Raw genomic sequence first — 13566 nt, forward strand, 5'->3', positions numbered from 1 at the left:
GCTGCGCGATGGGCAAGCGAACCACCGGGCTGCGCCCGGTGGTTGCGCGGACGCTCCGCGTCCGCGCTGCACCTCGCTGCGCAAGGTGCCCACCACCCGGACTGCGTCCGGGTGGTGACGGCCTGTCCGCTGCGCTCCCAGGCCGGGCCTTGCTGCGCAAGGCGTGACCGGTTCTCCGCTTCGCTCCGCACCGGGTTGGGCCGGTCCGCTGCGCTCCCTAACCCAACAGTCCCTCCGGCTGCGCCTCCAGGACCAACGGCCCGCTGGCGCGGGCCGGGCTGGCTGCGAGGAAGGGTGGCCGGTCGTTCTGGTGCAACAACTGATGCACCATGTTGAGTTGGCAGAATTTGGTGACTCCCCCAGGCTGTCCCGAGGCCGTAGGCACCGTGCCTTGCCTCGGCTAGGAAACGGGTTGCAGGGGGTGGACGGCCCGTAGGTGTCCGGTCCTTCGGCTGCCCTCGTATTACTAGGTAGGAAGTCGGTTTCAATCCAACGTGAGGGAGCTCCGTGAAGGACGTTAAGGGTAAGTCGTTCATTAGAAGGCAGTTCAATCCTGGGAGTATTCGGGGGTCAGTGTCCATAGGGTTGGCCACTGGAGTTCTCTTTCTGGGGGCTGATATTGCATTGGACGAGGGGGTATTTCGTGACCGGGCGCCTCGGGTATCGGTGGTGAGTGAGGTTCCGGCTCCGGGCACGGCATGCAGTGGCGTCAAGGATCTCGGTCCTGAGCAGCCCGCCTAGCGGCGACAGCTAGCCTGATTGGGAGGGGCCCAGCAGATACTCTGCTGGGCCCCCGGGAGCCTGCGGGGTGGCAGATGGCCCCCCTACCCACTGCCACTTCACAGGCTTACATCGGTTCGATCGGCAGGTACGTTGCACCTAAGGGTGCTACTACCGGATCGCTAGTAGGTTTTCCTCGGATTTCAGGGGCATGATTCTTCTCTTTCTTTCTGTCCGAGGAGACGTGCTTCGTCTGTTCCATTCTTCTTGCTCTGTGGTTTTTTGCTGTCTGCCGGTTTCTTTGCGTCCTTCTCGCCCTGATCATTCACCTCTCAGGGCCGCGCGGTTGTCGGCTGTTGACCTCCAGTTCTGTGTGGGCGGTCGCGCTCCTGCCAGTCGCTGCCGCCAAGGCTTCTAGTCGTCGCCGAGCATCATGATTGCTACAGGATCTCCCTCTAGCGCTGCTCGGTGCCACCAGACCTGAGCCAGCCGTTCACCGTCGAACAGCTCTGTCAGCTCTGCGATACGACGCAGAGCCCTCCCGTCTGCAAGTCCCTTCCTGTCGTTTTCCAGCAGCGTTTCCAGTTCTTTCTGGCCTTTGGTCTGCTGCTCTTCTTTTGTGCTCAGGTGTGCCGGCCGGGGATCTCCCCCCGGAGGGGGGAAGGCGATGCCTTCCCCCCTCCGGTCGAGTTCCCCAACACCACCCTTGGAACTGTGGACCGCACAGAATGTCTCGGCCAACAGTTCCTGAAGGGCGGCGTCGGACTCCCTCTTGAGGTAATCGGCGGCCTGACTCAGACGCTTTGTCAGGGCGTCCATTGTCTGCCTCCTTCGTTTTTACTGCTCTCCGAGAAGTCCACGCAAGAGCTTCAAAGCCTTGAGGTGGTAGCGGCTAGCTGTCTTCGGAGCAATGCCTTCCGATTCAGCGAACGCCGCCACCGTGGCTCCGTCGATATAGACGGCGGTAATCAGATCCCGAAACGTATCGGGAAGCTGATCAATCGCCTTCAGAACCTCGCGGGCGTCCTCGGCCGCGAGGAGCTCTTCATCAACCATCCCGTCACCAGCCGTGTCATAATCGGCGAGGTCGGTCGGCACGTAGCCGTTCGACTTCTTCTTCAAGAAGTCGAAGTACTCGTGCCTGACGGCGGTGTACGCCAGAGCCCTCTGGTGATCCAGGCCCCTGGGACCGTGGGCCAGCCAGCTGGTCCAGATCTTGAGGTACCCCGACTGCACCAGATCCTGCGCCTGCGCATGGTTCCCGCACAGACGGAAGGCGTGCCGGTAGAGCATGGTTTCGGTCCCCGCTACAAACCGGGTGAACTCTGCGTCGAGCGTGCAGACCGCACCGAGCGTGTCGTGAGAGCCGATGTCGGAGCCGACGGCTCCCTTGCATTCCTGCACGACGGCGGTCTGCTCGGGGAAGGCCCCGAGCAGGCAACGCGTCGTGCACAGAGACGTCGTGGAGTACACGGCTTCCCCATTCATTTGCCCGACCCCGGCAGGAGGGCCGGGAGGCGGGTGCGCGATGCGGATTGCGCCGCACACCTCGTTCTACGAGGGCACGAAGACGCTCGGACACCCTCGGACACATCTTTTTTCCAGACCCTCATAGGTCCGGCCGTCCGCGGAGCGCAGTCGCAGGCCAGCCTCCGCTGGCTCCCCGCTCCCCTTAGCCCCGATCCCCGCCGCCGGCCCGGAGGAAGCGCTCAGCAGCCGCTGACGGCTCCCTCGCCACCTTCCCCCGGGGCGCGCGGCGGCCACCGGCCGGCGCGGTCCCCCTCCGGCCAGCGCAGCGCCCCGCCGGCTTCCGATGACCGCCACCACCCCACCACCCCACTCCCCAACACCCCGGGGCAGGAAGGGCAGCAGAAGAGGAAGTCTGAGCACTCACCACACGGACCTGCGAACGCTTCTTTCGACTCATGCCCGGTCAACGACGCCCAGCCGGCCCGGTACCGGGCCGGTCCGAGAGCCGGGAAACACGTACGACGGCCGAGCACACCTACACCCTGGGCAGGAGCCCGGCTACTCGCCACGGGGACCACGCCACCGCGGATCCACCGGACAACCGGACGTGGTGAGTGCCCGCCCTGGCGTGGTGAGTTTCCGTGGTGAGCAGCCGACCGCCGTGGTGAGTGGCGTGGTGAGTGCCGGGCCACCGTGGTGAGTGGGGGCGTATTGAAGCTTCCCCTTGATGTTGGACACCTGGAGACTGGGACGTGAGGTTCCAGAGGAAGTAGTGCCAGGTGGGAAGCAAGAGCAACCGCAGCAGGCGGTACTCGGAGGAGTTCAAGCGCGACGCGGTCGCGCTGGTCCGCTCCTCCGGCAGGACCGTCACCGAGGTGGCCCGGGAGATCGGGGTCAGTGCCGAGGGTCTGCGGAACTGGGTCAAGCAGGACACGATCGACCGCGGGCAGGGGGTGCCGGGCGAGCTCACGAGCGCGGAGCGGGAGGAACTGCGTCGGCTGCGTCGGCAGAACCGTGAGCAGGCCGAGACGATCGAGGTGCTGCGAAAAGCGGCGGTCTTCTTCGCGAAGGAGAGCGATCGATGAGCGACGTGTACGCGTTCATCGAGGCGGAGAAGACCACCCACCCAGTCGCTCTGTTGTGCCGGCTGCTGAAGGTGGCCCGCTCCTCCTTCTACGCCTGGATGGCCGGCGAGCAGGCCCGCGCCGCCCGCCGGGCCGCCGACGACGCCCTGGCCCACGAGATCACCGTGTTGCACATCGCCTCCAGGCACACCTACGGGGTGCCGCGGATCCATGCCGAACTGCGCAGGCTGGAGTGGCGGGTCAACCGCAAGCGAGTGGAGCGGATCATGCGTGAGCGCGGCATCACCGGGGTCACCCGTCGCAAGCGCCGGTCGCTGACCCGTCCGGCGAAAAGGGCGGTGCCTGCCGCGGACCTGATCGGCCGGGACTTCACGGCCGACGCGCCGGGCCGGAAACTGGTCGGGGACATCACCTTCATCTCCACCGACGAGGGCTGGCTGTATCTGGCGACCTGGCTGGACCTGGCCACCCGCGAGATCGTCGGCTACTCGATGGCCGACCACCACCGCGCATCCCTGGTGGCCGACGCACTGACGATGGCCGCCGGACGCGACCGGCTCGATTCCGGCTGCATCGTGCACTCGGACCGCGGATCGGAGTACACCTCCGACGAACTCCGCCGTGAGATAAGCCGGCTGGGGCTACGGCAGAGCATGGGCCGAACCGGCTCGTGCTACGACAATGCCGCCGCCGAGAGCTTCTTCGCGCTGCTCAAGGCAGAGATCGGCACCCGCCGCTGGCCCGACCGGACCACCGCCCGCGCGGAAATCTTCACCTTCATCGAGACCTTCTACAACCGAAAACGACTGCGGAAGCACCCGGTCTGGGGGTACCTCACCCCGCTGGAGATCCGACAGCGACACGAGCAAGAACACGCCCTCGCAGCGTAAGCAACGAGTGTCCAGCATCACGGGGAAACTTCATATTGCGTGGTCACGGGCTCCTGACCTGCCGTGGTGAGTAAAACTCACCACGGCCGCCCAGTGATGCAGCTTAAGCGTGGGGCACGACCACGACCTGGACGTCGTCTTCGTAGATGACCCGCCCTGGATCCGCGGAGCGCAGGAGCTGGCATTCGACGCCGTGGGCGGTCAAGACCTGGAGATAGCCGGGGACCCGTTCAAGAAGATGGGTGGCCGACGGCTTGAACCATGCTGCGGCGCCGGGGTTGATCTCGTGGTCGTAGACGGTGGGGTCGACGGTCGAGGGGTCGGTGTACGCGGCGTTGTACCAGCTGTTGTTGCTCCGACGGAAAGCTTCCTGCTCCGCCGTAAGCTTCCCCTCCCGCGCAAGTGAGTTGATGAGCCCGAAAACGCCGGTGAAATGCCCCCGCCGGTTCCGGTGCGGCGACTGGAACCGCACGTAGTGCACAACCTCACTGCCACTGTCAGCCAACTCCATGAGCGCATCCTCCCGCCCCCGGATCCGTGCGACGGGCGACCCCTCCTCATCCCCCCGGCACCGCCGCGTCAGTTGGTGTCGAGGACCTGAACCTCACCGACCCACGCCGTCCATACGGTCTCGCGGGCCTCGGTGAAATCCCCGGCGTCGCCCAGCACGGGGGCGTTCCAGGCGATCGACCACGTCGCGGTCGCGGTGCCCCGGTAGCGCCCGTCCGGCTTGTCCGAGGCGGACCGCTGATAGCGGTGTCCGCAGTCCGGCGACATGCTCTTGCCCTGGTCGGCGCTGTACGGGGTGCCGGGGCCGTGGCAGGTGACGGTGGTGCCATCGCCCATCGCCCAGGCCACGGTGGTGACCGTCGCGGTCGCGGTGACCGTGACGCCGCCGGCCGTCGCGGATGCCGAGACGGGCCCGAACGTCGTGGGGGACGGGTCCGCCCACATCCACATCGGCATCCCGACCACGTACTTCCCCGCCGCCCGAGGACTCGCCACAGCCGGACCGGTGAGCTTCATCGAGGCGGCGGCACGGCGCGCCACGGCTTCCGGGTCGATGACCGGGGCGGCGGCCGGGGTCTGGCCGTCCGGCAGCCACACCGTCCGGGCCCCCTGCGTGCCTGGGCAGTTCACCCCGTACACCGCGCCCTTCTCCGTGCGGTCGTGGCCCTTCCAGAACATGTTGTCCGGGGGCGGCTGCGGTCGAGGCGGGTGTACGTGCACGACGGCTTCGAGCTGCCGCGCGCAGTTTGGAGGTGGTGGTGCGGCCCAAGCCCAGTACCGCCTGGATACCGGCGAGCGGCACCACGTCCAGGGTGACCCCCTCCACAAACCTGGCAGCCTGCGGGCTGTCACTGCAAACCCGACCCTCTACCCGGCAACCAGGGGCACATTATCGATGAGCAGCTACTCAAGTAGGCGGACGACGCGATCGCGGCCGGCCTCGGTGAGCCCGTCAGCGGCGGCCGCGCACCTGGCTACTGCCGGGTGATCATCACCCGGCAGCACGGTGAGTACGGACCTTCCCAGGCCGTCCGCCGACAAATCTTCACGGGCCCAGGGAGACATCCAGAGCATTGAAACGCTGCCGCCGCTAGATCAGCTGGCGTCCTCATCGGCCTCAGCCACGACGATGAGAGGTAGCGCTTTGAAAGCCTGTATGGCAAACTAGGAGGGCGGACCCGGCCCATGTACATGGGGATACCGGGTCTAGCTTCTTTTGAGGCCCGGTATCCCCGGGCCTCTTCTGCGTCCTCAGACTTCCAGCAGAGTGGCCATGGGGAGCTGCTGGTCCCACCACTGCCACATGAAGGTCTTACCAGGATGCTTCAGCACGGTCTGGTAAGCGGTGTAAGCGAGCAGGTCGGCCACCTGTACCGGCTGGTTCGTGTCAGAGCCGGAGAACCAGGGGTCTTCCACGATCCGGCGGGTGGCGAGCTTCAGCTTGCGGTGCTCTCGCTGGTAGGAGGGGTCTGATCCGTCCCCGTCCATGACGATGATTCCGTGATCGTCATCCTGGGCGAGCTGCTGGTCAAGGTGGCGGAGAGTGGCCTCATAGACCACTGTCCTTTCCGCGCCATAGGCCGGCCCCGTCTTTGTCGTCCGCCGGTACGCTGCTCCGAACCGGGTGCCGGGCATCGCGGCAGCAGCGCCCAGGGCCTCCTGCGCCGCTTGGCCTCGGTTGGCTTTGGACCTGTTCCATGCCGGATCCAGCGACGGTTTGTCGCGGCCGTTGATGAAGTGGGTCGAGTGGATCTCGAAGTCGGCGGGGATGCGGACGTCGCTGTAGAGCTTCTTTCGGAAGTCCAGCCAGCACCGAAGAGCCGGCGCCCAGTGGATGATGTCTATCTCCAGCCAGCCGTACACGATGAACCCCGTGTCGACCGTTCCGGAGTCATCCAGGTAGAAGAGTTTTGTTGCCACACGGCCAACCTAACGATGTTCGTACGCCTTCATATACCTAACCTCGAGCAGCAAGTCCCGGGCTGGGGCGAGAGGTGAGTGAGCCAGGCTGCTACTTACCGGTGACCGCACCATGCCGGAGACGGGAGTTAGCCCCGAACCCCCCGGATTGGTGGGTCATGGGCATCACCGTGAGGGGACGAGTTGGTGCTGGGCGACCGCGCCACAACACCGACTTCACCGCGCCCCTGGTGGTGCCAGCGGGCACTGGGCGGTGAGGGTGCGCACTGGCTTGACGGGCGCGGTGCGGAACGCGGGGCGTGTCTCCTGGTGGGGGCAAGCAGACCCTCCCCAGCCCGCAGATGGGCTCGTCCGTCCGCGGGTCCTGGACGACGTCGCAGGGCACGCCGAGTCGACGGCCGCGCGGCTCGCTGCGGAGCCGGGCTCGCACCACGTGGGCGACGCGGCGGTGCTGCGCGTCGAGTCGGTGGCTGAGCAAGTACGGCGTCAGCTCACGGAGGACGAGGCCGGGCTTCGCGGACGCCGAGGACGGGTGCCCAGGCAGACCTTGGATGAACATGGTCCAAGGGATCGGTGCGCCCTCGTCGGCGACGGTCTGCTTCCGCCGAAGCCACGGGCGCACCTGGCTCTTCTCGTTCTCCGCGTCGACAGCAGGACGCGCACAGGGGCGATCCGGTGCTTTTCTCCAGGGGTGGAGGTCGGCCGGCGCGAACCTACGGCCGTGATCGCCCCGTCGAGGTAGCCGCAGGGCATGTGGAGCTGAACGAAAAACGAGGGGTGGCCCCGGGCCACCCCTCGTCCGCGAACGTGTGCAGTCAGGCCAGTACGAGAAGCCTGTGGGGACAGCGGAGGCCCCGGGGTGTCAACCCCTGCGTGAAGCCCCGCTATGAGTCTCCCTGCGCGTGTTCGCTACGCCTCCACCCTCAGTCCTCTGGGCCGGCAGACCGGGCCGCCCCGTGTCGGTGAGTGCTTCGACGTGTCAGAACCATAGCACCCCTACGCTTTAAAGTCCAGTGCAGCCGCTTTGTAGTGCTTTACCCCCACCTTAAAGGTGCCCAAAATCGCCTCGTGATCACCTACCCCCCACGGTTACAGCGGCGCATGCAGTACCCTTAGATGTGCTGCTACTAAATTGACTATCTGCGTATAAGGATCTCTCGTGAGCAGTGGAAACGTAAAGTTCGATCCCGATGCGGTGCGCGATCAGCAGGTGGCCGCGAAGCAGGCGGCGGGTCGGGCGCGCGCCACGAACGCCGCCGTGCGGTACCGGTTCATCGCCCGGCTCTCGCCCGACCCGGCGGCGCAGGCGCCTCCTCTCGCCCGGCTTCTTCGGGGCAGCGGCGGCAAGGGTGGGGAGGCCCGGCTGAAGCTCTACCTGTCGATGCTGTGGCTGGCGCGGAACGAGACGGCACCGGTCATGCAGTACCGGGCCCAGGAGTGGGCTCTGCTGCTGGGCTACGGGGCCAAGCCCGCCGGCGTGCGCCGGGTGCAGGAAGCGCTGCGCTGGCTCGACAACGAGGCTTTTGTGGACGTCCGGCGCAAGCCGGGTGAGCCTTCCGCTGTCCACCTGCTCAGCGACTCCGGCAACGGCCGCCCCTACATGCCGCCCGGCATCGCGTTCAAGCGGCTCAAGGGCAACACAGAGGCCGATCGTGCCCAGCGGGACGAGCACCTGTACGTCCAGCTGTCAGCCGGGCTCTGGACGAACGGCTGGATCATGAAGCTGTCCGGGGCCGCGATCGCCATGTACCTAGTACTGCTGCACGAACAGCGCGGGGACGAGAAGAAGCAGGTCTGGTTCTCTCCTCGCATCGGGCGCGAGCTCTACGACCTCAGCGACGAGACCCGCCGCAAAGGACTCCACGAACTCGCGAGAAACGGGCTGATCACCGTGTCCAGGCGCGCGCTCCATCAAGGCATGTTCGCCGACGCCATCCGCACCCGGTACATCTACGAGCTCACCCCCGACCTCCTCAGCCGCCTCCAGGCCCACTCCCCCTTCAGCCAACCCGACCCCCTCGCATTCCTTTGAGCGACGCCCTCCATGCGGTGCCCGCCGGGCGGTGGAGCAGGCACCAATAGCTCGCGGGCGCAGGGCCCGGGCCGCCCTCTCGTCGTGCAACGCGACCACGCCGTCGTCCTTGGAGGAGCTCCGACCTGCCTCGGTGAGTGTTCAGCTTTGTTCACCGCGGTCGGAGGATCCGCCCAGCCGACTCCGGCGGCACATCGCGGACCTTCAGTAGAGAACCGGTCGCTGATGCACGCGCCGCAGCGCACCGGGCTGGGGCCGTCGGCGCCAGAGCACGGGGCATCAGGTCGAGCCGCCCCAAGCCGGGACGGTGACCGCACCATGCGGGAGGCATGACCTAGAACCGGGCGAGCCGGGGCCCGATCTGCGCCTTTCGGCCGATACCGCGCCCAGAGCGCTGAACCGCTCCCGCATCACGAGGCTTGCCGGCGGGCGGGGTTGGGCGCCCCTCCCACAGGGCCCCGGTCCCTACCTGCGCATTTCCGGCCCGAAGCCCCGCTCTCGACGCAAGGGCCATGATTTTCTGAACTTCTGTCACGAAAGCACCGGCGCAAGTTGATTGAGATCAACTAAAGTGGTAGCACTACTGACACGCTTCGATATGAAGCGTCGAACCGGAGGGTCCGTTACATGGAGATCCCTGTTTCTGCTTGGGCCAGCGAACTCTTCGGCAGCGAGGAGAAGGCTCTGATCGTGCGGGACCGGCTGGGGCAGGGCTTGGTCGATATGCAGGCCAACGCCCAGGCGTCCCATCTGGAAGCTGACGTGGCGTCCACCCAGGTCCACGGCGTGGTCCGGTATCTCGGCGGCTACGAGCGGGTCAGCGCGGCGCTGAAGAGCATCCCGGGTGCAGAGCTGGTGAAGCCCAACGGCTTCCGGTTCGAGCTGGTGCGGGTGGGAAACGCTCTGCTCTACCCGTTCTGCTTCTCGAAGAAGGACAGCAACGTCCGGACCGCGAAGATCCAGAACGTGTGGTCGGTGATCCGGGAGCTCTTCGCCTTCGCTCCGCCTTCGCAGCAGGCCGACATCTTCGGAGAGTTCGAGTTCGATCCGAGCTCGGTGGAGCTGCGGCCCAACCTGGCTGCCCTGCCGAAGGACACGCGCCTGGTGCTCGTGCCCTTCGCCTGCAACGCGGCCGGGCTGCTCAAGCCCTACTGGGGAGTCGCGGCCCTCGCGAACGCCAGTGGCAAGCTGGACTGGATCATCGACCCGGAGCCGCTGCCCCTGCCGGCCGCGGCCACGCTGAAGCTCGGCATCCCGCAGCAGAAGACGGACCATCCGGGCTTCGACGAGGGCGAGCAGCCCATCGTTGCCCTGAGCCCCCGCCCCGAGGCGGACCACAAGCTGAAGGTCACCCCCACCACCGAAGTCCCTCCGACCGAGCCCCTGGCAAACGAGGATGATGAGAACTGATCACCCAGTCCTTCCCGGGCTGGAAGAACGTACAGCCACCCCCCGCGCCGCGTCTGACGCGTTCGACCCAGCCCGGCTGACCCAGGCCCGGCGCCTTGCCGGCATGACGAAGAAGGACGTAGCCGAGCACCTCGGTGTTACGCCGGCAGCGGTGGGCCAGTATGAGACGGGCGTCTCGCGGCCCCGGCCCGACGTGGTGCCGCGGATGGCCACGGTCCTGAACGTGCCGATGGAGTTCTTCATCGCGGGCAGGCCCAGTCCCCGCCTCGATTCGTCGATGGCGCACTTCCGCAGCCTGCGCAGCACGCCGAAGGCGCAGAGGGAACGTGCGCTGGCGTTCGCCGAGCAGGTGTGGGAGCTGGCCTACGCGCTGGAGCTCCGGGTGCAGCTCCCGCACGTGGACCTTCCCGGCTTCGCCGGCGGGGAGGTCCACCCCGGGGTGGCACTGCCTTCGGAGCCCACGGCCGCCGCACAGGAGCTACGCCGCCAGTGGGGCCTGGGCGAGGGTCCGGTCACGCATCTCGTCCGGCGCATGGAGTCGCACGGCATCGTGGTGGCGCTGCCGGCCGAAGCAGACGCCGCCGCCTCGACCGTCGACGCGTTCTCATCGCGCTCGGCACGCCCGTTGGTGATCCTGACCCGCAACCGGGCCAACGACGTCTACCGCCATCGGTTCACCGCGGCCCATGAACTGGGCCACCTGGTACTGCACGGTGACGCCACCGGCGACAGCAGGCAGGAACGCGAAGCGGACGCTTTCGCAGCGGAGTTCCTGACGCCGCAGGCGAGCATCCAGCCGCTGCTGCCGCGGCGGATGGACCTGACCTACCTGGCGGACCTACGTAGGACCTGGGGCGTCTCGGTCCACTCGCTCGTCTACCGCTGCCGCGAGCTGGGGCTGATCTCCGACGCCACGGCGAGCAGAACCTACCAACGGCTCCGCGCGCTCGACGGGCAACCCGGGTTCGCCCCCGAGCCCGTCAGCAACTACACCGGAGAACAGCCCACCCTCCTCGCACGGGCATTCGACCTGGCTGTTCAGGAGACCGGCCTGAACATGCGCGACCTGGCCCAGCAACTGGCCTGGACACCAGCACGCGTCCGGGAACTGCTGGGCATGCCCGACACCCGACCGGTACTACGCCTGGTGTGAGACACCAAGCCCGTGGCCTGTCCCCGCTCTCACCGAATCGATAACCGCAATCCGCGCTAAGGACTTTGACCCACCAGGGAGCCGCCCGCAGGGCGTCAGTAGCCGACCTTCGTGGTGAGTTCCGGGGCGCGGAGACCCTGACCTGCCGTGGTGAGTGGCGAGTGCCACTCACCACGGCCAGATGTGCGGACCCACGTGCAGTACGGGTCGGCCTCAGGATGCCGTGGCGCCAGGCAGCCAGGGAGCGACCTCGGGATTCTCCAGAGCGCTCAGCCGTCGCCAGACGAACACCCACGTGTCGAGGCTGGGGCCATCGACGCCGCACGCCCGCAGGAACGCGACGTACCGCTCGTAGTCCGGCAGGGACTCACCTCGCAGCATGTCGCTGATCGTGCTGCGCCGCAGAACCGTCCTGCTACGCCGCTCCAGCTCCCGCAGGGACGGGGCACCAGCCCAGACATGCACAGCCTTGAGCGCCAGCACCAGCTCCTGGACGCTCGACACCCGAATCGGATCGGGCTGCCCGAACGCCGGCACCGGCTGCACAGACCGCTGGCGAACCTCCGATGCGGTCAACAGCCTGGGGCTCGGGACGACGGTATCGCCGTTCCTAGTCCGTACGACGGTGTAGGCCTCCTCCGAAAGGGATGAGCGCGATCGCTGGGACGCTTCATGGAGGCGAAGGCCCTGGAGCTTTACGCGGGAGTCCTTCCCCATGCCGAGGGCCAGACAGATCATGTCCAGCTCGTCACGCCTCGGCACTCGCCGCCCCGTGAGCACGTCGCTCACGCGGGACGAGGGCAGACCGGCTGCGTCCGCGATGTCGCGTACACCGATCCGCTTTTCGTCCCCCCCTCTCGTATTCATGTACTCGATCCACGCACGCAGAGCCTCGCCCACGGTGTGCTTACTGATGTCCGCGGTCTCCAGAACGTCCTCAAGGACGGGGAAGCGACGGATTATCGCCATGCGAGCTCACCTCCGGAGCGGAAGCGCTGCTTGACACCCTTGTACATGGCGGTGACGGCGACGATGAGGACGGCGACCAACAGCTCGCCCGCGATCTCGGCCCCGTGCCCGGCGTGCCACATCCACACGAGAGCGGCCGGGGTGAGGACGAGGGCCACGGTGATCACGATCTTGCGAACCCAGCGCAGGGCCCGGCGGAAGCCGAACCCCTGGACCGAATTGGACCCGACGACGCACCCGTGAGGTACGGGCGCCGGGGCCAGGGGCACCGGCATCGGGACGGGCTGGACCACCCAGCCGGATCCCGGGATGAAAAGCCACAAAGGCGACATGAACCACACTCCTGTTGATCTTCAAGCCTGGACGGATGTGAAGCAGGGGGTTAGCGGGCCCCCAGGGCACCAGCGTTGGCGTCCTTCCTCCAGATCGCCTCACGCGGACCGCCGGTTCCAAGTCGCTTTTTCACTTGCGCCGACGCCCCGATGGGCATCAACACCCATGCCAGGGAACGCTCCTGACGGGACATAGGGGGACGTCAGGCAAAGCGTGTGACCGCATCGGGAAGCAGGGGCGCGTTGCCGTCCGAAGCAAGCGCTCCGGGTGTCCGGCGGACAGATGACAAGAACTCGGAAAAGGGCCGCTCACGGCAGAGAAGCCGTCCGGGGGTGTCCGGAGGTGTCCGGCGCCGTCCGAGAACCGGGATTTTAAATTCCTGAACGCGCACTCTGGTCTACGAGCCCGCTTCACAGCCTGGACGGACTCACGGAGGCGGCGTTTAGCGGCACCACCTCCTACCAACGTGATCAGCATCACATGTGAGCGGCGGTTCGTACCCAAGCGTACGGACCGCCGCTCACGCGCGTCTGCATCCGGCCACCCCTGGGCCCCACGTCCGCCAAGTCCTGGCGCACCCCGCGCCCGGGGTGGGATCGCGGGGTGACAGTGCTGCCCAGGACGGACACCGGGACGTGGGGATGCGGGAAGGCGACTCCTCGAGGTGACGTATGCCGACGACCACCAGGAGCACGCCGGGATCTCCGGGCCGGAGGGTCACCGGCCCGCCCGGGAGACTCCTCGGTCGACACCAGCAACCCCGCAGAGCTGGGCGTGCCCGGAGTACGGCTGGTTACGGGGAGGGCCGGTCCCGGTACGCCTGGAGGACGCACAGGACAACCGACAGGATCCGAGCGCCCCATCCGGCGGTCCCACCGAGGAACGAGCCCGTGGCGTCCGTCGAGTCCCGCACGTTCGGGCGGTCCAGCATGAAGAAGACCATGGCGATGGTGACGGGGACGAAACACGAACATGCCCCCCGCCAGGAGCAGCACAGCACGCAGATCGAAGACGGGCGGTACCGGGGCCGGCACGGGGTCCGGTGCGGGAGTGGCCGGGTCGGGCGTCGGGGTG

General features: G+C 67.0%; 13 protein-coding genes. 5 read left to right on the forward strand and 8 right to left on the reverse strand.

Features of this window, described 5'->3' with window-relative positions; genetic code table 11:
• Positions 1 to 1134 precede the first annotated feature (1134 nt).
• Together AB0903_RS31475 and AB0903_RS31480 are read right to left on the reverse strand one after the other, a co-directional pair.
• Positions 1135 to 1539, reverse strand: coding sequence for a hypothetical protein (locus AB0903_RS31475; RefSeq protein WP_366708153.1), 405 nt, complete (start codon positions 1537 to 1539; stop codon positions 1135 to 1137).
• 18 nt (positions 1540 to 1557) lie between these two features.
• Positions 1558 to 2193 (reverse strand): sigma-70 family RNA polymerase sigma factor, encoded by a 636-nt coding sequence (locus AB0903_RS31480; RefSeq protein ID WP_366708154.1) that lies wholly within the window; start codon positions 2191 to 2193, stop codon positions 1558 to 1560.
• A 776-nt stretch (positions 2194 to 2969) separates the two neighbouring features.
• On the opposite strand from AB0903_RS31480, the gene AB0903_RS31485 reads away from it, so the two are divergent.
• Positions 2970 to 3275, forward strand: a complete 306-nt coding sequence (locus AB0903_RS31485; protein WP_366708155.1) for a transposase — start codon at positions 2970 to 2972, stop codon at positions 3273 to 3275.
• Entirely contained in the window at positions 3272 to 4165 is an 894-nt protein-coding gene (locus tag AB0903_RS31490) for an IS3 family transposase (RefSeq protein WP_366708156.1), read from the forward strand. The genes AB0903_RS31485 and AB0903_RS31490 overlap by 4 nt, the downstream gene beginning before the upstream one ends.
• A gap of 103 nt (positions 4166 to 4268) precedes the next feature.
• Here AB0903_RS31490 and AB0903_RS31495 read toward each other — a convergent pair whose 3' ends face one another.
• From AB0903_RS31495 to AB0903_RS31505, 3 genes are all read right to left on the reverse strand, one after another.
• On the reverse strand, positions 4269 to 4676 hold the full coding sequence (locus AB0903_RS31495; RefSeq protein WP_366708157.1) for a hypothetical protein: 408 nt from the start codon (positions 4674 to 4676) through the stop codon (positions 4269 to 4271).
• A 68-nt stretch (positions 4677 to 4744) separates the two neighbouring features.
• A complete protein-coding gene (locus AB0903_RS31500) occupies positions 4745 to 5353 on the reverse strand; it encodes an ATP/GTP-binding protein (protein ID WP_366708158.1) in 609 nt (202 codons plus the stop codon).
• A gap of 573 nt (positions 5354 to 5926) precedes the next feature.
• On the reverse strand, positions 5927 to 6595 hold the full coding sequence (locus tag AB0903_RS31505) for a DUF3800 domain-containing protein (RefSeq protein ID WP_366708159.1): 669 nt from the start codon (positions 6593 to 6595) through the stop codon (positions 5927 to 5929).
• A 1159-nt stretch (positions 6596 to 7754) separates the two neighbouring features.
• Between AB0903_RS31505 and AB0903_RS31510 the strand changes: the two genes are divergently transcribed.
• From AB0903_RS31510 to AB0903_RS31520, 3 genes are all read left to right on the forward strand, one after another.
• Positions 7755 to 8627, forward strand: a complete 873-nt coding sequence (locus tag AB0903_RS31510) for a hypothetical protein (RefSeq protein WP_366708160.1) — start codon at positions 7755 to 7757, stop codon at positions 8625 to 8627.
• 627 nt (positions 8628 to 9254) lie between these two features.
• Entirely contained in the window at positions 9255 to 10037 is a 783-nt protein-coding gene (locus AB0903_RS31515; protein ID WP_358688512.1) for a hypothetical protein, read from the forward strand.
• Complete coding sequence (locus AB0903_RS31520; RefSeq protein WP_366708161.1) at positions 10027 to 11190, forward strand: XRE family transcriptional regulator; 1164 nt, start codon at positions 10027 to 10029, stop codon at positions 11188 to 11190. Before AB0903_RS31515 ends, AB0903_RS31520 begins: the two co-directional genes overlap by 11 nt.
• A 213-nt stretch (positions 11191 to 11403) precedes the next feature.
• Here the strand turns inward: AB0903_RS31520 and AB0903_RS31525 are convergent, their stop codons facing one another.
• The 3 genes from AB0903_RS31525 to AB0903_RS31535 form a co-directional block, all read right to left on the reverse strand.
• Positions 11404 to 12159 (reverse strand): helix-turn-helix transcriptional regulator, encoded by a 756-nt coding sequence (locus tag AB0903_RS31525; RefSeq protein ID WP_366708162.1) that lies wholly within the window; start codon positions 12157 to 12159, stop codon positions 11404 to 11406.
• Positions 12150 to 12491: a hypothetical protein gene (locus AB0903_RS31530; RefSeq protein WP_366708163.1), complete on the reverse strand. Its 342-nt coding sequence runs from the start codon at positions 12489 to 12491 to the stop codon at positions 12150 to 12152. Before AB0903_RS31530 ends, AB0903_RS31525 begins: the two co-directional genes overlap by 10 nt.
• 794 nt (positions 12492 to 13285) lie before the next feature.
• On the reverse strand, positions 13286 to 13423 hold the full coding sequence (locus AB0903_RS31535) for a hypothetical protein (protein ID WP_366708164.1): 138 nt from the start codon (positions 13421 to 13423) through the stop codon (positions 13286 to 13288).
• Positions 13424 to 13566 lie beyond the last annotated feature (143 nt).

It is taken from the genome of Streptomyces sp. NPDC048389, from assembly GCF_040706335.1.
Lineage (GTDB): Bacteria > Actinomycetota > Actinomycetes > Streptomycetales > Streptomycetaceae > Streptomyces.

Coding starts and splice junctions, on each gene's coding strand:
- AB0903_RS31475 (WP_366708153.1), bottom strand. CDS start 1,539: ATGGACGCCCTGACAAAGCGTCTGAGTCAGGCCGCCGATTACCTCAAG.
- AB0903_RS31490 (WP_366708156.1), top strand. CDS start 3,272: ATGAGCGACGTGTACGCGTTCATCGAGGCGGAGAAGACCACCCACCCA.
- AB0903_RS31495 (WP_366708157.1), bottom strand. CDS start 4,676: ATGGAGTTGGCTGACAGTGGCAGTGAGGTTGTGCACTACGTGCGGTTC.
- AB0903_RS31500 (WP_366708158.1), bottom strand. CDS start 5,353: ATGTTCTGGAAGGGCCACGACCGCACGGAGAAGGGCGCGGTGTACGGG.
- AB0903_RS31515 (WP_358688512.1), top strand. CDS start 9,255: ATGGAGATCCCTGTTTCTGCTTGGGCCAGCGAACTCTTCGGCAGCGAG.
- AB0903_RS31520 (WP_366708161.1), top strand. CDS start 10,027: ATGAGAACTGATCACCCAGTCCTTCCCGGGCTGGAAGAACGTACAGCC.
- AB0903_RS31525 (WP_366708162.1), bottom strand. CDS start 12,159: ATGGCGATAATCCGTCGCTTCCCCGTCCTTGAGGACGTTCTGGAGACC.
- AB0903_RS31530 (WP_366708163.1), bottom strand. CDS start 12,491: ATGTCGCCTTTGTGGCTTTTCATCCCGGGATCCGGCTGGGTGGTCCAG.
- AB0903_RS31535 (WP_366708164.1), bottom strand. CDS start 13,423: ATGCTGGACCGCCCGAACGTGCGGGACTCGACGGACGCCACGGGCTCG.